Origin of the sequence: Enterococcus sp. AZ179 (genome assembly GCF_050498885.1) — a bacterium.
Taxonomy (GTDB): Bacteria; Bacillota; Bacilli; order Lactobacillales; family Enterococcaceae; genus Enterococcus_D; species Enterococcus_D entomosocium.
Genome location: NZ_JBMHEO010000001.1, coordinates 2,305,758 through 2,325,934, shown reverse-complemented (window position 1 = coordinate 2,325,934; position 20,177 = coordinate 2,305,758). Strand labels below are relative to the sequence as shown.

Sequence of the window (20,177 nt, the reverse complement as noted above, 5' to 3'; positions counted from 1 at the left end):
TCCACCTTACTTTTACTTAATTTCAGTATTTAGTTGATCTAAGATATACAAATCGCCTCGTGAGATTTCTTGGTTTTCCGAGACGATATATTCAAACCAGCCTTGCCGCGCCCAAGACTCATTGGGATTGAATTTTGCTCCCGTTTTCTTCTTGTTGATTGGCACCATGACTTCGATTGGATCAATCGGAACCTGCCGAATATCTTTTACTTGAACGTAGGTATTATGATTGCTTTTCGTGATCAACCCGATTCGATCGACTTCAGTCAATGTTTCCTGCGTCACTAAGCCGTTGCGAATCAATTCTGATACTTTGTTTAAACTCAATTGGATCGAGCGTAATCGCTCAAATTTTGCGGTGAAGGTCAATCGGACTTCCTTTCCGACGGTTAAATGGAGGACTTTTTCTTCTGTGGTTTCGGTCATGTGTTTTTTCCTTTCTTTTAGAAATAAAAAAAGAAAGCACCGAAGTACTTTCTTTTGGGTAACGCTTATTTTGGTAAGACAGTCATAGGATCGATCAATTGATCCTGTGCCAAACTTGGCGATAAACTCACTTCAAAATGCAAGTGAGGACCGGTACTGTTTCCGGTGCTGCCCATTGAAGCAATGATTTCGCCTTGCTCAACGGTTTGACCAACGGTCACTAAGTTTTGGTTGTTGTGGGCATAGAGTGTTGTTAGCCCGTTCTCGTGTTCAATAGCAACGTAATTGCCCCATGACGCATGGTATTCGGATCGAATCACGGTTCCTGCAAGGCTGGCGAAAATTGGTGTGCCTAGTGGTGCCGCAAAATCAACGCCTCGATGAAATCCTCCCCCACGTGGGCCAAAGGAAGAAGATACGACCGGATTAGCCACAGGGTGGATCATTTCGTCAGTGCCTTCTGGTAATTCAGCTTTTTCTTTGTCATAGCTAGTCAATGCGTAGGCTTCAATTAGAGCGTTTAACTTCTCGCCATATTGTGTATCCGTCGCATATCGGCCGGTTAAAAATTCTGTTGCGTCTTCATAAGATTCCGTTTCTGACTTCCAGGTACCTTTATAAAATTCGTGATCATGCGCTAAACCTTCTTTTAAAAGCTTCGCATAATCTTTGAAGGTCGCTTCGTAATCTTCATACTGACGGAACGTTGCATCGATCGTATACAGATTACCTTTTCCATCATCTTCTTGTGTTTTGAAGGTGACGCCCTTTCCTTCATAGGTTCCTTTGATCCCAAAAAGGTTATGGTAAGGGGCTTGGCTAAGCTTACTTTGACCGCTGGCAGATTCAAGAATCGCTTGGGCGATCATAACCGAGCCGTAGAGGTCTTCTTCTAAACCGATTTTTCGCGCATCTTCGCCGATTTCTTTAATGAAATCCCACGTTTCCTTGACAGGAGTGATTTCAATGGCCGTTGATTGATTGGCTTCAGCTGGCGTGCTTTCTGCTAGCTCTGGTAAAGTCGTACGTTGATTTTCAACGGGTGCTGGTTGCGCGGTCTCCGGCGTTGCGTCCTGATTCGTTGATTGATCCGGCTTCGGTGTTGGTGCTGGTTTTATTTCTTCTTTTGGCGGATCAACCGGTGCCGGATCTTCTGGTTTCGGCGCAGGTTTTGGCTCTTCTGGCGTTTCTTCAGGAACTTCCGGAACAGCAGGGCCTTCTTCAACAGGTGGATTCACCGGTTCGGTTGGTGTTTCTTCAGGTGTTTCACTTGGTTGTGACTCCTGGTCTTCAGGAGTAGCCGGTGATTGTTCTTCGGTTGGTGTTGATTCTGCTATATCATCTGGACCAACAAGTGCAGCTGAAGCTGGGATAGTTGTTAAAAACTGGCTACAGACCAATGCAAGTGCGATCCATTTTTTTGATTGTTTCACTAAAAAATCCTCCTTTTTTTTCTTCTCTTATCATACCGAAGATAAAAGGCAATGTGTAATCAATTTTTCCACTCTCGTATGAAAAAATGGTGACACTAGAAAATGTTGACTGATTAGACGTGGAGTATGAATACTTTTAGTCAATCTTCATTTTCAAAAAAGAGCTGCAAGGAACTTTTATCCTTGCAGTCAAGTGCTTACGCTTGTTTCTTACGGAAGAAGTAGAATCCACCAACAATACTTACAATGCTCACACCTAGTACAGTTAGAATCATACCAGCTGTGCTTCCTGTTTTCGGTAGTTCCCCTTCACGTTTTGGTGCGACAAAATGAACCGTTTGATCCATGTTCTCTAAATCAACCTCACGGCCAACTTCTTCCTCTTGTTCTTCATCATAGTAAAGGACATGAGTGGCAGTCATTTCGTCGGCATCTTTCATGGTGTTTGCCGGTAAATCAAGGAAAACAGACAATTCATCTTCTTTGCTTTTAGCTGTCCATTGCGTTGTGTCGCGGCTTACAACTTCACCAGTTAAGCGATTCACGTATTCAGTAACGATCGTATAGGTGTGCCCAATTTCAATGGCGTCCCCTTTGATCCATACTTTGTCTTCCAATCGGTTATCGATCGTAGGATCCACGATTTTCTCACCATCAACCGTCGCAAACAATGTCGTAATTTCTAAGTCTTCACGTTCGTTCACGACTTCTAATACAATCAATTCACCATCGTTTTCGACAGTAACGGAGAAGTCAATGTCTTCTTCTAATTCAAGGTACCCTGGTAATGGTTGCCCTTCGACGAATTTATACTCTCCGTAAGGTAATCCTTCAAGTGAAATCATTCCTTCTTCGTCCGTTAAGAACTCATCAACCAGCGTTTCAGACCCATCTTTTTCAATTTGGTATAAATTGAATGGTACATTCGCTAAAGGTTGTTCGTTCAAGCGATCGCGTTTGATCAATTGGACGTCTTGACGTGCTAAACGATTCGGCACTTCAATTCGGATCATCCCGTCAGAATCTTCTTGCGTCACACTGAAGACGATTGGTTCTTCAAGTAAAAAATACCCTTCTGGCGCTTTTACTTCATGCAATTCATAGCGATCAACGCCCCATGCAAGGCTTTCTGTTGTGACGATCTCACCTTTTTCGTTTGTTTCAAAGACGTCAGTGCTTTCCGTATCATTCGGACGCTGCATCGATACGAATGCCCCTTCGCCATCATTTGCCCAGGTATCAAAGATTTTGAATTGTGCGCCGGCATAAGGAATGTTTTTACCGGTTTCTTCATCGACTTTGACAATGTGCAAACGAGACTCAATGATCCAGTCTTCCAGTAAGAAGAAGTGCGTATAGCCGTCTTCTGAGATAGTTACATCGAATGGCTCAATCAATAGATAGCCATCAGGACCTTTTGTTTCTGAAATCGTATAGGTATCATACGGCAGGTTTTCAAAACGGAAGAAGCCGTTCTCGCCTGTAGTAACCACATATTCTTGTCCTGTTGCGTGGGCAGTTGCGGTCAATTCAACGCCTTCTAAAGGTGGTTTAATGTCTTGATTGGTTCCGGAGATTCGTTCCAATATCTCTGCTAAAGAGTTTGGAATCAATGGACGAGAACCGAATTTGTAGCCCTCGATATGCCCTTTGATTACACGATCTGTTACAGTACGGCTGTGAATCGCAACTGTTTCATTTTGACCAGCGTACGTTAGTTGAACTTCGTGTTTCGTTGGATCCAGATTGTACCCTTCAGGCGCTTCTACTTCTTGTAGGAAATAAGTGCCTAGTTTCAAACCTTTGATTTCTGCTTGAGAGATCCCGTCAACATTATCCATCGTTAATGTTGCGACGAAGTTTCCATCTGCATCCGTCAAGTCATATTTCGCACCAAAAAGCGTTGCGGCACCTTGTGGGGCGTTTCCTGTTTCTTCATCTTCTTTGATGACCGTCAGATTCGCCAGCTGTTCCTTATTATCAAATCGAACAGTGGTTGTCTCGTTGGCCCGAATCGTCAATGTTTGTGGGTTTGAATTTAAAATATAACCATTTGGTGCTTTGATTTCTGTAATGGTTACCGTTGTATCCACCATAAGGTTTTCCCAACGCGCTTTTCCATCTGCACCGGTAGTAAGTTCTTTTTCTTGTCCATCGGACGTTACAAAACGGAAAACAGCACCCGCAAGTGGAAGTCCCGTTTCTTCGTCAACTTTCAAGACTTCAGCATGTCCTTCTTTTAGTACGTCAATGGGAATGTTCACTGACATCGGGTCTTCTACATGTAGTACGCTTACTCTTTGAAAGTTCCTAACTTGATAGACTAATGCTGCATTTGCGAATTCTTTCGGAATTCTAGCAATCGATACTGTACCATTCGTATTTGAATTGGCATTTGCGGTAATATGGAGACGATTTCCTTCTTGACGAAGCGTGACATTTGCGGTGTTTGTCAGGTTGTCCATTGCATAATTAGCAAAAACACCATTTGTATCTGTAATGGTAACTGTTTCTCCAACTTTTACCCTTACCCGGTGGTTATGGAAGCTTGGCCGAGTGTTGTATTTTGAAATCTCTGACTCAACAAATTGCTTGCGACTTGTATAGTTAGATACAGTCGTAGATAATGTTTCTCCACCAAATAATTCCCACAACATTTGTTGGACTGCCACATATTGTGTATCTGATTTATCAGAATTCCCGTACCAGCCAAAATAAGCTGTCAAGGAAAGTCTATCTCTTAACGCCGCATTAGAAACAACCTGATTTAAGTTCTCTTGAGTCGCACCACTGCCCAATCCAGCTGGAACACCTTCCTCTATACAAAAGGCAATCTGACCTGTTTCTCGAATTCGAAACATATAAAACCTGTCATGTAGAAAATTATTCCCATTAGGAAGATTTCTCCATAAACGATGATCGATCGTTCGTGCATTTTCAATCGTAAAACCTGTAGAACGAGTAAAGTTTTGTTTTAACCGAGCATATTCTTCTGATTTTGCTAACATTTCCTCTTGTTCTGACGTGCTTTTTGCATTCTCTAGGATATAATCCATTGTGTAACGATCGTCAAAGTTACCCGTTACATTGACTTCTTCTGTATCCTCAAGTGGCTTAACTTCAGTTCCTGAAGGCAAAATAAAAAGTGAATCACCAATTGTCTCTACGACTGGTAATTCACTGGCATCTGGACTATCATTAGCACGTGCATTTTCCGATTGTAAACCGGCACTTCTTATTATGTCATCTATTGCTTCATCGGAACGGAACGGCTTTACCTCCGATGGTGGTGCTTCCTTTTGCTCTTCCTCTTCGTTTTCGGCGACTGCCGTCATCCTGTTGTACTCTATGTGATCTGCTACAGCTAGACCAGGCGACACAAACAGTTGCCCCATTGTAAACAACAAAGCTAGAAACGTCGTCACTTTCTTAAATTTCTTCATCTTCAATTTAATTTCCTCCTGTTTGTTTGATTACTTTGTCTAATCAAACTTGGAGCATGGCGCACGAATCATGCTTCACCCACATTTCTTATTATTGATCAAAAAAAAGGCGGAAATAATTTCGCCTGTAGCTTTAAAATCTATTTTAATGGAGATCTACTGGATAACTTAATACTTCACCGTTCAATCAGAACAATGACTTTATTGTTGGACACAATCCCTAACAATTACTTTCTGCATCCATTTTCTTGTCCACCTATACACATTACTCCATACAATGTGGTATACTCCATATCATTGTTTTTCTAGTAGGGTATCACGATACAATTCTTAATCAGAAGTTGCTTCCACACTCCTTTGACAAAAAGTGACAAAAGTTTGGTTTCCATAAGTTCTTGATCGCAATCAATAAGATCAACAATCATTACACCATACGTATTCCCTTCACCGACTAGTTCCCAATTGAATGTTTTATTTCCTTCATACAGATCCACTCTTTTTCTTGAAAGATCTTATATACTTTTAAACTAAAAAAGAAGATTATCAATTCGACTCTTCATTCCTTCAACAAAATATCTCAAAAAATATACAGAATTTCTACAGTTATGCTGAGTATAGTCTAGTTGCTTTTCAAAAACTTCTCTAAACAAGCTTTCTAAAAACGTTTCACCATATAAATTGATATTAGCACTTATCTTTTCATTGCCATGATCACGTTCGAAAAGTAATAATTGCCAGCAATTGTCTAAAGAGTTAACAACTATATACTACACCTCTATACTATAATTTTTTTCGAATAGCAATCTATGAGCATACTTCTGAATGAGAGGATTATCATCCATTAGTCTTTCAATTTCTCTTTTTAAATTATCTTCATCTTTTCTCATATTATTTTTCTTATTTATATTAGTATCATTAGGATCGGTTTTCCCGACTTTAAGGAGTCTGTTAATCCTATTTCTAGGAATCGGTTTTTCCGACTTCCTATTTTCATCGAAGATTTCTTGGAAGACTGCTTTTCCGACTTCCTTAGTTTCCAAAAGATTTTTAAAATCATCGTACTTCTGAATTAAAGAAATTTGATACTTTTTCAGAAAATATTTGATATTACCAATATCACAATTAAAGTTTTGTGCTAAGCTCAGAATGCAGTTATTCTCAAAATCCTCCAAACATTCACTTTGACAAACTTTCTCGTTCTCAATACTTTTTCTATCGATTTCCTTAATTATTAATGATTTAGAAATAAATTTTCGTATATCTGTATTTAAATCTATTAGATGCAAATAAGTTTTATTTACTAAATTTCTTCCTTGCCTTTTTTCAGATAGAAGATCAAATGCTATTAGCTCTTTTTTAATTTTCATAGTTTTATCTCTTCCCCACCCCATAAAAAAACACACTTCATCTATGGAAAAAAGAAAGTAAATATCACCATTTAAATCTGTCCACTTATTTTGGATTGAAATCTCTGCTCTGTCCTGATAGACTGCGTAAAGTAATTTTGCATCAGAAGTTAATTTTTCGTACTTTTTTCCTTGAATCAATAGTTTAGGAACTCTGTAAAAATTTCCCTGCTGATAAACTGATATATTGAGTTTTCTTTCCAAATTCTTTTATCACCTATCCTTTTTTCTACATACTAGTTAATAACTAAATATAAAGATGTTTTTTTAAAAAAACTTTTTGTTAGAATCGTTCTCCATATTGCCAACATTTTTCTTGATTATTTCTGTGTTTCTTCTTTTACTGTTTTATATTTATGTGTATTAACTAGTATTAAAACAAGCCTAAAAACCTTGATATACTTAATAAAATTCAACACATCCAAAGCATTTTCAAACCAAATAAAACTATCAATTATTTAACTCTTAATCAGCGGGTCGCGGGTTCGAGCCCCTCACGGCCCATTGGGTGCCAAACCCACGGAACAGGTAAATGTTGGTGCGAAAGCATTTCGAAAACATTTATGCTGTTCCATTTTTTTGTTTATAATTATCACCTTACGAATAAAGGATTTTTTTGATAAGAAGATTTCTTATTCGAAGAGGTCTGTGTAAAACTTCAAAAACTTTTGAGCGATGAAGAAGGCATCTCAATACGATTCTCTCCCTTACTCAAACGATGACTCATTTACCGATCACGAAACGAGTATTCTACAGATTTAAATCATTTGAGAACATGAGAATTAGAATCATTTTGATCAATCAATTAATCAAAGTAAGCTAACAAAAAATCTGAGCCAGAATGCTATTCATTCTGACCCAGATTTGATTTTGTACGACTCATCAGTCCTTGTTGACAAAGAGTCGAAATAGTTTAGCATATTATATCCCACGTTCATAGTGTGACCAAACAGAGAGAATCGTGATCGTTTTACTCTCTTCTTCCACGCTGTAACCAACCTGTGTTTGATATTGAGACGTCTTGAACAGTAAGGTAATCCTGGTAATTTTTCGTAAGGCGGCGGTGTTTGAAAAGGATTTTCCTTAATGACTTTGATCAGTTCATCAAACTTACTAGTTAGATTGATACTCTTCAATTTAGACAAATCTTTGCGAGCATTCTTTTTGATCTTTACATTCTATCCCAATCAATTTCACCTAAGTCTTCACTTTCTTCATTCTCAAAGTGTTTGATCCGATCAAGTACACCCACATTTTGTAAGTTGAGCGTTTCTTGTAAGGAGTTCCAATCGCTCTTACTAATCATGATGACGCTTTCTTCCTCTTTTGTACTCGCAATTTCTACAGGTTGACTGTCAGCCACAACATGCTTAATGATTCCATAAAGGTTTTTTCTTGCATTCGTTGGTGTAATTACTTCCATGTTTTCTCCTCCTTCTATTTAAAAATCTTAAGCATATTATAACGTACGTAAATAAAGAGGAAGAACATATTTAATTTTTCTTACAAGTCTTCAAGTCTTTTAGTAATCGTTTTTTGTGCCGTAATTTGTGGTTTCGATTGCTCAAATTGGTTACTGTTTGCCGTCCTATTTACCAAATGGGCGGTTTCTTGTATTGATTCTTGGTCTTTAACAGCTGCCATAGTCATTTTGTCTTCAGCGGCTTGCTTTTTGATCCGTTTATTAATCGAAGAATGCAACAAGAAAAGAAATTGCCAATCACTGTTTTGCTTCTAGTATGACTGTCCTTTGTGTCCTGCACAGTAATAAGACTAAATGTATTGAAAAGGAGTAAAAACATTTTGATGCTACTTCATTTATTCTTTTGCTCAATCACTACTTCATCTTCATTTATCGGTTCTTCGAATCCTGAAAAAAACCGTTGAAGGATTTCTTCTGTAATAGGAAAAGCGGAATTTGCAGTCTGGACTTTATTTCTGATCGCTAATCGTTTTCGTAAAGTATCATAATCAGCTTTTAGATAGATTACTTTAATCGTCACATCATATGCTGCCAGTAGTTCTCTATAAGCGTCTCGGTGACTTTTAGCCCAAAAACTAGAATCGACAACTACGTTTTTTCCTTCTTGAACAGCCCTTACTGTAAGCTCTTTCAATTTAACTGAAGATAATGACGAAACTTTTGCATATTTTTCCGAAGGGTAATCAACACCATAAACGCCATAGTCTTCCCAAATTAATTCATCTATTGCTAATCTTACATAACCTTCTTGCTCTTTTTGTTTTGAGTAAGTGGTTTTGCCTGCACCACTAACGCCACACATCAAAAGTACCTCAACCATTATTCTCCTCCTACCTTTTCTGATCAATAAACAAAGAGAACGAAAAAACCTTATTTGTAATCAACGCTCGTGTTTTAGACCACTGTTCGCCACCCACATCTGATGATACAATGATAACATTGTTTTTATGAACAACAAGCAGATTGGGAAACAATCGCAAGAAAAATAGTAAGTAAAACCATATATTAGAGAATAGAAGCGTTAGCCACTTAAGCTAACGGATAAATCAAATTTTTGTCCATTTCCACTCTACTATAAAAAAATTATTTTCTACAAAAAATAGGAACGAAAGCCAAAATACGAAAGAAACATCATGGCTAAAACTTATGTATGTAATGGTATCTTTATTTCTATTATTCCAATTTTAAAATAAAATAAGCCACCACTCCAAACTATGATAGAAAAACAAGAATAGACTCTTGAATAGAACTTGAATGCAAAACTACCTCCAAAATAAACGCAAGAGTCTATCTGTATAGATAAAGATCTTTATGTGCAAGTTCTTTTGCACCAATAAAGATCCTTAGAATCAAACAAATCAGAATGTTTTCAAATCAAATGTGATAGTGTCATTGTTCTTTAAAATCAACGCTTGTGCCCCTTTATCGGTCATTTCGTCATTGACGGTATAGACCCAAAATAGATTGGCTTTTTGATCTTGGCTGATGCCGTTGATCGAGGTGATAAAGCCATCTTTTTCTTTGATCGTAAAGTTTTCTTTCATTACTTCCAGCAGCGACTCATTTTCTCGGAACGTTACTTCTTTTGAGGTCACATCTTCTTGATTTTGGATGACGATCGTAGCTGTTCCTTGTTCTTGCTTCAAGGAACTTTGCTGCGTGCTTTCTGACGTTACACTTGCCTGTTGACATCCTGTAGCGACGAGTAATGTGCTCACTAGCATAAATACGACAAATACTTTTTTCATCTATTTCTTCCTCTCCAATAGTCAAAATACTAATCGTTTTTCTATCCAATATGCGGATAAGAGTTATTTTATCAATCCCGTTTTTTCTTAGAGCCCGCATTTTAATTGGATTTTACAGTTTGTGCAGGTACTACAGCCGCCGATTTCCTCAATGGTTCCTTCATGGCAGATGGGGCAGATTTCACCAGAGACGACGGGTTCATCTACTTGAACGACAGGCAGCGGTTCAACTTGTGCGGTCAGCTCATTTTCTACCGCTTCTAAGGTAAGTACTTGTGAATCTCGGCTGCCATCTACATAGACGGTCCCTCCTTTGGCTCCTCCTTCATAAAGATCTCGATAAACCTTGGCTACTTGGCTTACTGTATATCCTTTTGGTGCATTGACCGTTTTTGAAATGGAGCTATCCACCCAACGTTGAATGGTGCATTGCACACCGACATGTTCTTCGGGCGTCAACTCCATAGCGGAAATGAACCATGCCGGCAACTGCGCTTTGGTTCTTTCAGGATGATCCATCAGGTATTCGTCAACGATCTCCGCATTGATTTCAATAAACTTACCTAGTCGACCGCTTCTAAAATAAGAAAAGGAGTAGTAAGGTTCTAAACCGGTTGAAACTCCCGTCATCGTGCCTGTCGATCCTGTTGGTGCAACGGTCAAAAGATGAGAGTTACGAATGCCGAATCGCAGCACGCCTTCGTGGATGTGCGCTGGCATTTTTTTCATGTATCCTGTATCGACAAATTTCTTCCGCAACGCTTGCGTCTCTTGGTCATTTTTTCCAATCAGGAAGGGAAAGCTGCCTTTTTCTTTCGCCAATTCAATGGATGCCTCATAGGCAGTGACTGCCATTGCCTCGAAAATTTGATCAACGAATTGATTCCCTTCTGCCGATCCGTATTTTTTCCCACAGTAGATCAATAAATCTGCCAAGCCCATGATCCCTAATCCAACACGTCTTTCCCCTTTCGCCTGCTGCTCATTTTTGTCAAAAAAGTAAGGCGTTGCGTCAATAACATTGTCTTGGAAACGAACTGCTGTTTTCACGGTTTCTTTTAGTTTGGCAAAATCAACGGTGCCTTTCTGGCGATCCGCCATGTTTGCGAGATTGATGGCTGCCAAGTTACAGACGGCATAAGGGGTTAGGGGCTGTTCACCGCACGGATTGGTTGCCACGACTTTTTGTCCGTATGCTGTAGCATTCGTCATCTTGTTGGCATTATCGATAAAGAAAATACCAGGCTCAGCAGAATACGTTGCACAAAAAGTAATCAACTCCCATAACTCACGAGCTTTGATCCTTTGATAGGTTTTGACTTTATGACCAGCTGCTGCCCATTCTCGCACATCCCCGACTTCCGCCCATTTTGCATCATATTGCGCCATCTCTGCTTCTGAATAATTGTCAATATCTGGAAAGCGCAGCTCATACCACCCATCTGTCTTCACTGCTTCCATGAATTCTCCTGTCAAGCAGACTGAAATATTCGCACCAGTTAAGAAATCACTTTCTTTTACCGTATAGCTGCCACCTATTCGCAATTTTTCTTTTGCCTTTTGGATCATGTCATTATGTTCCTTATCTGACGATTCAGGCAGTTGCGCTAGATAAGTGAACATTCTTTCTTCCATTTTTGTCAAAGGATCAAATTGCAGTTTTTCATTGATCAGTTGTTTGATTGCTGCATTCGTGACTGTTTTTTTCAGGTGAAGCAATACAGCAGGATTTTGAACTTTAGAAAGAATAAACGTAAAAATATCTGGATGCCAATCTGCCATCATAATCATCTGCGCTCCGCGACGACTACCTCCTTGTTCGACAAGGTTCGTCAAGTTCGCCAAATCATTCAACCAAGAAACTGCCCCAGAAGACCGACCGCTGACGCCGTGGACCACACTTGATTTTGGTCGCAAGGTCGACCCATTGGTTCCAACCCCACCACCACGACTCATGATTTCCATGACTTCTTGTCGATGGACAGCAATCCCTTTTCGGGAATCATGGATGAAAGGCATCACAAAGCAATTGAAGTAGGTAACTTGAGAATTTGTTCCTGCTCCATAAAGTACTCTGCCTGCGGGAATTAGGTTTTGCGCCACGATTTGTTGGTAAAACGTCTCAAGGAAGCGCTCCTGGTCATGGGACTCGTTGGCAGAAATCCCTTTGGCAACACGATGCGCCACTTGCTCAAAAAAGAGTTCTAACGGTTTTTCAATGTCACTTTTTCTTCTTTTCACAAGTCCACTGGCTTGTTCATCAGTATCTTCTAACGCTGAACGATAGGCCTCTTCCACTTCGATAGAGACTAGTTCCCCATCGATTGCTTTCACAATACCGATTCCTCGTGCAGGATATTTAGGATCAGCTTTCGTTGTCAAAATCACCAAATCATCCTTACCCAACGTTTGATGGGTTTGATCCTTGAATGAGTAACGATCCAACATAATCAAACGAGCGATTCCCTCAAATGTTTTGGTCATTTCCGGTGTGATCGCCGAAACTTCTTGGAACAACTTGATATCCTCGTTCAATTTCTCAATCGTTTGTTTTTTGTAGTCCATTTCTTTCCCTCTCCTTCTAAAAACACAACATATTGTGCTCCGTTTTTATTATCGTACTATATGATGTGTATTCCAATCTTGAATTATATTATTTTCCATGTATAATGAGAATGATTATCAATTAGAAAGTCGGCGATTTTCATGCTTCCTCCCCAATCCAAGGTATTCTCCGTTCAAAGAATTTCTCATTTAGCACTGCTCACCGCAGCGTGTATCGTTGGACGGTTGGTTTTTGTCTTTATCCCTAACGTTCAGCCTATGAGTGCCCTTTTATTTTTAGTGGCTTTTTCTTACTGCTTAACCGATGCGTTGATGATTGCCTTGCTAAGTTTGCTCGGAACAAATATCTATTTAGGCATGGGTCCCTGGACGATCAGTCAATTGGCTGCACTTACCGGCACCATCGTTCTTTTTCAACAGCTTGGAAAAATCCCGATCATCAAGAAAAATCGTATCCTGCAAGCTTTCTTTGCCTTTCTTTGCGGACTTCTTTATGGCTTGATCGTTTCGTTGATGGAGGTTTGGCTTTATCAGTTTCCTTCGTTTCTTGCCTATTACCTTCAAGGACTACTGTTCGATTTCTTTCATGCCAGTGGAAACTTCGTCTTTTATTTGCTTTTATGGCCAGTATTTGAGCGAATAACACCCAACTCCTATAAATTGAAGAAAAAAAACCAGTGATTTCGATGGAATGAAGAATCCGGCTAACTTTGTTTTCGTGTTTCTTTGAAAGAATGTTAGCGTAAAGTTATTGTTAGAAAAACAAAAAAACTATGGCTACTCTTCTGTTTCCTTTGCTTAAAAATCTATCCAAAAAGTAACAGCTAAAAGCCTTTCGAAAGGGTTTCTTTCATCTTTATGCGTCCATTCATTTAAATGAAACGTTCTCTATTTCATCCACGCCCTTGACCGAATGTAGTAGCATTTCTTTCAGATTATTAATGAATGATGATGTTTACTTTTTCTATCATCAGAAATTTATTATTTTTTTTAAATAACAATTTAATTTTTCTTGACCAAAAGAATTCAGAGGTTTATCCTAACTATGGAAAATCAATGACTGGATAAAAAAGAGCAGCTGAAATTTTTTTATTCAATTTGACCTTTGACATTTGTGAAAAAGTGCATAAGAAACTTGATAGTGATCAAGCGCTTATGGAAAGAAATTTTTTTCTCACTAAATTTCAAAAAACGCTCTATTTTAACCAGTCAGAAAAATCATTTTAAGAAGGAGAAAGCGATGAATGAGAAACAATTACGCTGGTATAATATTGCGCTGATGGCGTTCGTCTCTGTTTGGGGACTGGGAAATGTTGTAAACAATTACGCTCAACAAGGATTGACTGTTGTTGTTTCGTGGCTATTAATTATGGCTCTTTATTTTGTACCCTATGCATTAAGTGTTGGTCAGTTAGGATCGACCTTCAAAGAGTCAAGTGGTGGGGTCTCCTCATGGATCAAAGAAACCTCAACAAAGCGGTTGGCTTTTTTTGCTGCTTGGACTTATTGGGTCGTTCACGTGCCCTACTTGGCACAAAAACCCCAAGGAATCTTAGTATCCTTGAGTTGGTTATTTAAAGGAAATGGTACATTTGTATCGACGATGGGTTCCATGGAAGTCTCGTTGATTTGTTTAGCTATTTTTCTATTCTTTTTATGGATTGCCTCTAAAGGATTGACGACCTTAAAAATGATTGGGAACATCGCGGGAACAGCCATGTTCGTGATGTCGATTCTTTTTATTCTTTTAGCAGTCACCGCTCCAGCAATGACTGGTGCTGAAATTGCTACACCAAACATGTCATCTGTTTCAACCTATATCCCTAAATTTGACTTTACCTATTTAACCACGATCTCGATGCTGGTATTTGCGGTAGGCGGCTGTGAAAAAATCTCGCCTTACGTAAATAACACAAAAAATCCTGCAAAAGAATTTCCAAAAGGCATGATCTTTTTAGCCGGTATGGTGGCGTTATGTGCCTTGCTCGGCTCGATTGCTATGGGGATGCTTTTTGATGCCAACCATATTCCAGAAGATTTGATGGTTAACGGCGCTTATGAAGCCTTTCAACGACTTGGAAACTTCTACGGAATCGGCAACTTCTTTGTCATTCTTTATTCCATCGCCAATGCGTTGGCGCAAATCTCTGCTTTGGCCTTTTCAATTGATGCCCCATTGAAAATATTACTGTCTGATGCTGATTCAGAATTTGTACCAAATGGCTTAGCAAAACTAAACAAAAAAGGAACACCAGTAAATGGATATATTATGACTGGTATCCTGGTAAGCATTTTGATCATTATTCCAGCACTAGGAATCGGCAATATGACCGAACTGTACCGTTGGTTGCTGAACTTGAATTCAGTTGTCATGCCACTGCGTTACTTATGGGTCTTCTTAGCCTTTATGCTAGTCAACAAACACGCCAATCGCTTTACTTCCGATTATAAATTCGTGAAAAACACCAAAGTTGGCTTTGGGATTGGCTTATGGTGCTTCTTGTTCACGGCCTTTGCCTGCATTTTAGGGATGGTTCCTAAGCTTGATTATGCGGCAGATCCGCAAGCTTGGTTCTTCCAATTGGCCTTAAATATCATTACGCCGATCGCCTTTCTTTTGATTGGCTTGATCTTGCCAATCATTGCGAAACGTGTAAATAAAAAATAATCATTTGCTCAAAAAAAAGGTGTCCGACAACTATTTCGGTTGTCGGGCACCTCTTTCTTTGTAAATGAACTTCTCCGCCGCGTGCGGTATTTGATCCATCCTCTTGCCGAAGCGTTCATTCCTCTTTGTTGTACTCTTTGTTGTCCTTTTTGATTCCATACTTGATCCACTGCACCTTATAGCGGAAATCTTTGATCAGCTCTTTTGCGGTCCATTCATTCGAAATAAAATCTGTCAGACTATCCATCACGACCGCCATAATAAAGTAAAGGAAACTGACGGCTTCTTGCGTATCATGGATCGTGAAGCGATTTTCTTCCAACAGCTCCAACCATTGGCGAATCATGGGCGAATCGTCAGGGATCGCATCGCGCTTCGTCCAGGCATTGCTTTGGGTACATAAGTGGATCATTTTCCAATGATCATCTTCAGGTGACCATTGACTGCACCAAGCCAAGTATTCTTCGATCCCTTTGAAAAAATCATTTTTGTTGCGATTGATAAACGTAAAAATCGCAGAATGGATTTGGTTGGAATAGTTGGTGATCGCATAGTCATAGGCATCTTCTAAGTTTTGAAAGTACTTGTAAAACGCCCCTCTAGAAATGTGCGATTTTTCGACGATGGCAGAGACCTTGACTTGACTGATATGCTTGCTAAAAAATTCTTCTAAAAGCACGGCATCGATTTTTTCTTTTTTCTCTTGTTTTAAATGAAAAAATGTTGTACTTGGCAAGGGATTCTCCTCCATCATTCGCAATCTACTCCCTCTATTATAAACAAATCCCTCTACTTTTCCACTCAGACTTGTGCAGTTTCTCTTGATGGGGCGTTTTGTTCGATCAGATTGCCATCTTCCATTCGGAAAATGCGATCACTCCATTGGATCATTCGCTCGTCGTGGGTGACCATAACTGTCGCTTTCTTTTTCTCATGCGCTTCTTTCACTAATAACTTCACGACTTCATACGCATTATCGGTGTCTAAGCTGGCAGTTGGTTCATCCGCTAAAATCAAGCTTGGGTCATTAAACAAGGCCCTGCCGATCGCTACTCGTTGACGTTCCCCACCAGATAAATCGCGGGGAAACTTGTCTTGAAGATCGAGAATATCTAATGAAGCAAGCAATTCATCAATCCGTTCCTTTTCCTTGGCTTTTCCTGAAACTTTGTCGACCAAATAAAATTGTTCCTTTACTGTTAGAAAAGGGATCAAATTCGAGCTTTGCAAGATAAACCCAATCTCTTTAAAACGCAACTTCCCTCGTTGCTTTTCATTTAATTGGGAAAAGTTGACCTGGTTGATGATGATCTCTCCGGCTGTTGGACTTTGTAAGCCGCCAGCGATGGTCAAAAAGGTACTTTTTCCTGAACCAGAAGGACCGATGATACTGACAAACTCCCCTTCTTGAACGTGAAAATTCAGTCCTTTTAGTGCCGTTACTTCGGTATGCTGCTTGCCAAATTTTTTTATAATATCCTTCATTACTAAAATGTCTTTCATCTTTGTTACCCTCCTATTGCCGTTATTGGATCGACTTTTGTGACCGTCCGAATGGAGAATAAGCCGCCTAGAACTGCCACGAGAATCAAGATGCCGCTATAAAGCAGCCATTGCTTTAATTCAAAGAAAAATGGCATGGCATCTGGTAAAAACAAGCTGGTGCCGTATGCCGCCGCAAAGGCTAGGGCTACCCCGATCACTCCTACCATAAATGCTTGCGCAATAATTGATTTGGCAATGAAGCTGGTCCGAATCCCTTGGGCTTTCATCACACCAAAAATCGCTGTTTTTTGTAGGGTGATCACATACATGAAAATCCCCACGATTGCCGTTGCAACAACAAACAAGAAGTAGATCATGGCATTTAAGGTCAAGTTTTGGGCAGAAAATCCGGGAAGCTTTTCAATAAAGTCTTCCGTTGCCAACACTTTGAGCTGGGTTCCTTCTTGGTTATCGACTTTAGGATCACTTGATTTGGTCACAATGATATTGATTGGCTGCTCCTTGTCAGATGCAAATGGTTGATTAGCAAACTTCATTTTCGTCCAAGTATCGAGGGAAGTATAAATCACTGGTGACACCGTATAAGACGTTTCTGGGGTGATCCCAACGACTTTGAAGGTTTCATCTGAGCGTCCGATTTTCACTTGATCCCCGACCTTGATACCTTCTTCTGCTAAGTTTTCTGAAATCGTGATCTCATTTTCTTTTGAAAACAGCTTGCCCTCTAAGACTTCTGGTAACAAGAACGCATCGTCTTGTGTACCAAAAACAGTCACATTGACTTGTTCATCGTTGACCGTAATGACACTGCTGTATAAACCAATTGGGGCTTTTTGTGTCCCTTCTACACGGTCTAAATCCCCTCTCGTCAATTGCGAAGCCGCAAATGTGTCATTCGCATCTTCTGATAAAACGATCGCGGATGAATCCCAGTCGACGATGGCCTTTTTAAAATCCCAGTTAAGTCCGGTAGCTAAGCCAGACAATATAAAAACAACATAGGCGATCAAAAACATGATTCCTACGATCAACCCATATCTTAATTTTGAATAACGCATTTCTTTTATAGCCAGAAACATTGTTCTTTCCTCCTACTTTCCAAATATTGACAAAGTGTCACTTTTTGAAGAATACCACATAAGGTGACACTTTGTCACTTTTTACAACTCGGAAAGTTTGTAAGGTTGATCGATCATTCTTTTTCTGTCATTCACTGAGGATGTTTTTTCCTAAAGGAGTGTGAATAAAGAGAGTTGAATACTGGGCGTTTCGCGTAAAATACGCCATTTCCTTTTAACATTCTTTGCTAGATGAAAAAAAGCATGGCAGACCGTAAATAGTCGAACCATGCTTTGGCAAAAACGAACACGAGGATTTCATTATTGGTGTTCTAGAGATCAGCTGACTTTGCTTTGTCCAATTGTGGAAATTACTGCTCGTAACTGATGACACGAAGTATCAAACTGCCGTTTTTCCTCAGGTGTAAGCGTCAATTCAATAATTTCGCGGACGCCGTTTTGGTCCACGACTGCAGGAACCCCTGTGAATAAATCGTTGATGCCATATTCCCCATTAAGGTAGGAAGATACCGGCAGAATCGCTTGCTCATCATTTAAGATCGCTCGAACGATTCTTGCGACACTCATCCCTATCCCGTAAAAAGTTGCTTGTTTTCGATCGATGATTTCATAGGCAGCATTTTTTACTCGTTCAGAAAGAACCGCTAGATCGGCAACGGTCAAACGATCCTTTTGCTTGATCAATTCTACGATCGGTTTCCCACCGATCGTTGTATGGGACCAGACAGCGACTTCCGAGTCACCGTGTTCCCCAATGATGTACCCATGAATATTCCGTGGATCGATGGCTAATTTTGCCGCCACTTCTTTTCGAAGTCTTGTGGTATCGAGGGTCGTTCCCGTACCAACGACCCGATTGGCTGGCAACCCGGACACACGCCATGCTTGATAAGTTAAGACATCGACTGGGTTTGAAGCGATAACAAGCACGCCATCAAAGCCTGAAGCCATCACTTGTTTTGTGACGCTTGCCATAATTTCGGCGTTCACATCAATCAATTCAAGCCGTGTTTGTCCTGGCTTTTGGTTGACCCCTGCGGTAATAACCACGATGTCAGCATCTTTACATTCCGAGTACTCTCCAGCCCAAACTTTGATGTTTTCTTGCCCCCATGACATACCGTCTAACAAATCGAGGGCTTCTCCTTCTGCTTTGTCACGATTGACATCGATCAAGACTAACTCATTGATCAGTCCTTGATTGATCATGGAATACGCAATGCTCGTTCCAACGAAACCTGTTCCGACAACGACAACTTTTCTGCTTGTACTTTTCATGTGCGATCCCTTCCTTTTCTTTTCAAATACTTGTGCTATTGTTTTGCGTATATTACGTATTTTCTCAAAAAATGTATGTTCTCTTGTGTACTCTTGTGTTTCCTTAATAACTATGACCGGCAATCAGCGCTTTGGCTTGCTGATACAAATGAATTGCATATTTTCCTAACACATAGCAGACGACAATCACGGCAAAGCTTGTTTCAATAATCGTTAAGGCTTGTAGAAACCCAAATATCAGTGGGTGATTCGCAAAAAACTGCGCTGATTTGAACATAGCAGTCGCTGAAATCACAAGAGGAAACGTAAATGCCGCATAGCTTGGGTAAAAGCCGACTGCCAGCATGTTTTTCATATAAGCGACGACACAAAAATAAATCGTTTGTGACAATAACAGCATAAAGGCGACAAACCAAGCAGAGCCTTGTTCAAATACGGAAAGGTAACCTGCTAAGCAAAGAGAACCTGGTGCTGTTAAAATCGTGATCAAAGGAACTGCCGCACGTTCCGTCAGCTTCTGATGGACGATTCGTTTTAAAATAATCGGCAAAAGCGCAAAATACAATACCAATGCGATCCAGACGATCACTTCCCCCAGCTCTTTAAAAAAGACAGCAGAAGTATTGGGAATGACGCCAATACCGACGAAGGTAATAAACCAGCTCGGATAAATGTATTCCAGCGAAAGGTCGACAGGCAAAATATGCACGACAACAAAATAGATCATTAAAGCAAAATGTAAGCCGATAGCCCCCCACCAGAGCAGATCATTCATCACTGCATCGGGAATGACCCGTTCAAAAACAGTGGAAATCACCATCAGCGCCATCGTAAAGGTCGGCGCCACAGAAGCAACGATTGGGTTTTGCAACTCTGACATCGTGTGCTTAAATGTAAAGCATACTTTCAGAAGGAAGAGCCCCATGATGAAAATACCAAGGGTGCAAAACGCATTTCCAACCGTCTCCATTCCTTCTGAATACAATAAATTCCCCAATGACACAGTGCCTAAAATCAAGCCACAAATCGGGATTGGCAATGAATGTAAAAAATGCTGGATCGATGTTTTCATCAACTCATCCTTTCTAAACGTATGAAAATTTCAACTAAATTTGCTTTCTTTTTTCTCTACACTTATACTA

General features: G+C 40.0%; 15 protein-coding genes and 1 pseudogene. 3 read left to right on the top strand and 13 right to left on the bottom strand.

Going from position 1 to position 20,177, the window contains the following annotated elements; genetic code table 11:
* Positions 1 to 12 precede the first annotated feature (12 nt).
* The 4 genes from IGI88_RS10965 to IGI88_RS10950 all read right to left on the bottom strand — a co-directional run bounded on the left by IGI88_RS10965 (position 13) and on the right by IGI88_RS10950 (position 6,912).
* Positions 13 to 426 carry a hypothetical protein gene (locus tag IGI88_RS10965; RefSeq protein WP_429960470.1) on the bottom strand — a complete coding sequence of 138 codons (414 nt, stop codon included), beginning with the start codon at positions 424 to 426 and terminating at the stop codon, positions 13 to 15.
* A gap of 65 nt (positions 427 to 491) precedes the next feature.
* Entirely contained in the window at positions 492 to 1,859 is a 1,368-nt protein-coding gene (locus IGI88_RS10960) for a peptidoglycan DD-metalloendopeptidase family protein (RefSeq protein WP_429960469.1), read from the bottom strand.
* 197 nt (positions 1,860 to 2,056) lie between these two features.
* Positions 2,057 to 5,302, bottom strand: coding sequence for a SpaA isopeptide-forming pilin-related protein (locus IGI88_RS10955; RefSeq protein WP_429960846.1), 3,246 nt, complete (start codon positions 5,300 to 5,302; stop codon positions 2,057 to 2,059).
* A gap of 767 nt (positions 5,303 to 6,069) precedes the next feature.
* On the bottom strand, positions 6,070 to 6,912 hold the full coding sequence (locus IGI88_RS10950; RefSeq protein ID WP_429960468.1) for a replication initiator protein A: 843 nt from the start codon (positions 6,910 to 6,912) through the stop codon (positions 6,070 to 6,072).
* Positions 6,913 to 7,361: 449 nt separating this feature from the next.
* On the opposite strand from IGI88_RS10950, the pseudogene IGI88_RS10945 reads away from it, so the two are divergent.
* Positions 7,362 to 7,531 (top strand): annotated as a pseudogene (locus IGI88_RS10945) (ISL3 family transposase); the annotation flags it as partial.
* 348 nt (positions 7,532 to 7,879) lie between these two features.
* Here the strand turns inward: IGI88_RS10945 and IGI88_RS10940 are convergent.
* The 4 genes from IGI88_RS10940 to IGI88_RS10925 all read right to left on the bottom strand — a co-directional run bounded on the left by IGI88_RS10940 (position 7,880) and on the right by IGI88_RS10925 (position 12,504).
* A complete protein-coding gene (locus IGI88_RS10940) occupies positions 7,880 to 8,131 on the bottom strand; it encodes a type II toxin-antitoxin system Phd/YefM family antitoxin (RefSeq protein ID WP_005237397.1) in 252 nt (83 codons plus the stop codon).
* 391 nt (positions 8,132 to 8,522) lie between these two features.
* Entirely contained in the window at positions 8,523 to 9,011 is a 489-nt protein-coding gene (locus IGI88_RS10935) for an AAA family ATPase (RefSeq protein ID WP_005237399.1), read from the bottom strand.
* A gap of 538 nt (positions 9,012 to 9,549) precedes the next feature.
* Positions 9,550 to 9,939: a DUF4430 domain-containing protein gene (locus tag IGI88_RS10930; protein WP_086299167.1), complete on the bottom strand. Its 390-nt coding sequence runs from the start codon at positions 9,937 to 9,939 to the stop codon at positions 9,550 to 9,552.
* Between the two features lie 87 nt (positions 9,940 to 10,026).
* Positions 10,027 to 12,504: a vitamin B12-dependent ribonucleotide reductase gene (locus tag IGI88_RS10925; protein WP_086299166.1), complete on the bottom strand. Its 2,478-nt coding sequence runs from the start codon at positions 12,502 to 12,504 to the stop codon at positions 10,027 to 10,029.
* Positions 12,505 to 12,645: 141 nt separating this feature from the next.
* Between IGI88_RS10925 and IGI88_RS10920 the strand changes: the two genes are divergently transcribed.
* Together IGI88_RS10920 and IGI88_RS10915 are read left to right on the top strand one after the other, a co-directional pair.
* Complete coding sequence (locus tag IGI88_RS10920) at positions 12,646 to 13,185, top strand: hypothetical protein (protein WP_086299165.1); 540 nt, start codon at positions 12,646 to 12,648, stop codon at positions 13,183 to 13,185.
* A gap of 559 nt (positions 13,186 to 13,744) precedes the next feature.
* Positions 13,745 to 15,172 carry an APC family permease gene (locus tag IGI88_RS10915; protein WP_005225272.1) on the top strand — a complete coding sequence of 476 codons (1,428 nt, stop codon included), beginning with the start codon at positions 13,745 to 13,747 and terminating at the stop codon, positions 15,170 to 15,172.
* A 115-nt stretch (positions 15,173 to 15,287) separates the two neighbouring features.
* On the opposite strand, the gene IGI88_RS10910 is transcribed toward IGI88_RS10915, so the two are convergent.
* The 5 genes from IGI88_RS10910 to IGI88_RS10890 form a co-directional block, all read right to left on the bottom strand.
* Entirely contained in the window at positions 15,288 to 15,926 is a 639-nt protein-coding gene (locus IGI88_RS10910; RefSeq protein WP_016613761.1) for a TetR family transcriptional regulator, read from the bottom strand.
* A gap of 47 nt (positions 15,927 to 15,973) precedes the next feature.
* A complete protein-coding gene (locus IGI88_RS10905; protein WP_429960467.1) occupies positions 15,974 to 16,675 on the bottom strand; it encodes an ABC transporter ATP-binding protein in 702 nt (233 codons plus the stop codon).
* Positions 16,676 to 16,680: 5 nt separating this feature from the next.
* The gene (locus IGI88_RS10900; RefSeq protein ID WP_005237408.1) at positions 16,681 to 17,757 is read right to left on the bottom strand and encodes an ABC transporter permease; all 1,077 of its coding nucleotides are present in this window, start codon (positions 17,755 to 17,757) and stop codon (positions 16,681 to 16,683) included.
* Positions 17,758 to 18,075: 318 nt separating this feature from the next.
* Positions 18,076 to 19,035 (bottom strand): L-lactate dehydrogenase, encoded by a 960-nt coding sequence (locus tag IGI88_RS10895; RefSeq protein WP_034878749.1) that lies wholly within the window; start codon positions 19,033 to 19,035, stop codon positions 18,076 to 18,078.
* A gap of 103 nt (positions 19,036 to 19,138) precedes the next feature.
* Entirely contained in the window at positions 19,139 to 20,107 is a 969-nt protein-coding gene (locus IGI88_RS10890) for a TDT family transporter (protein WP_042890594.1), read from the bottom strand.
* Positions 20,108 to 20,177: the final 70 nt, after the last annotated feature.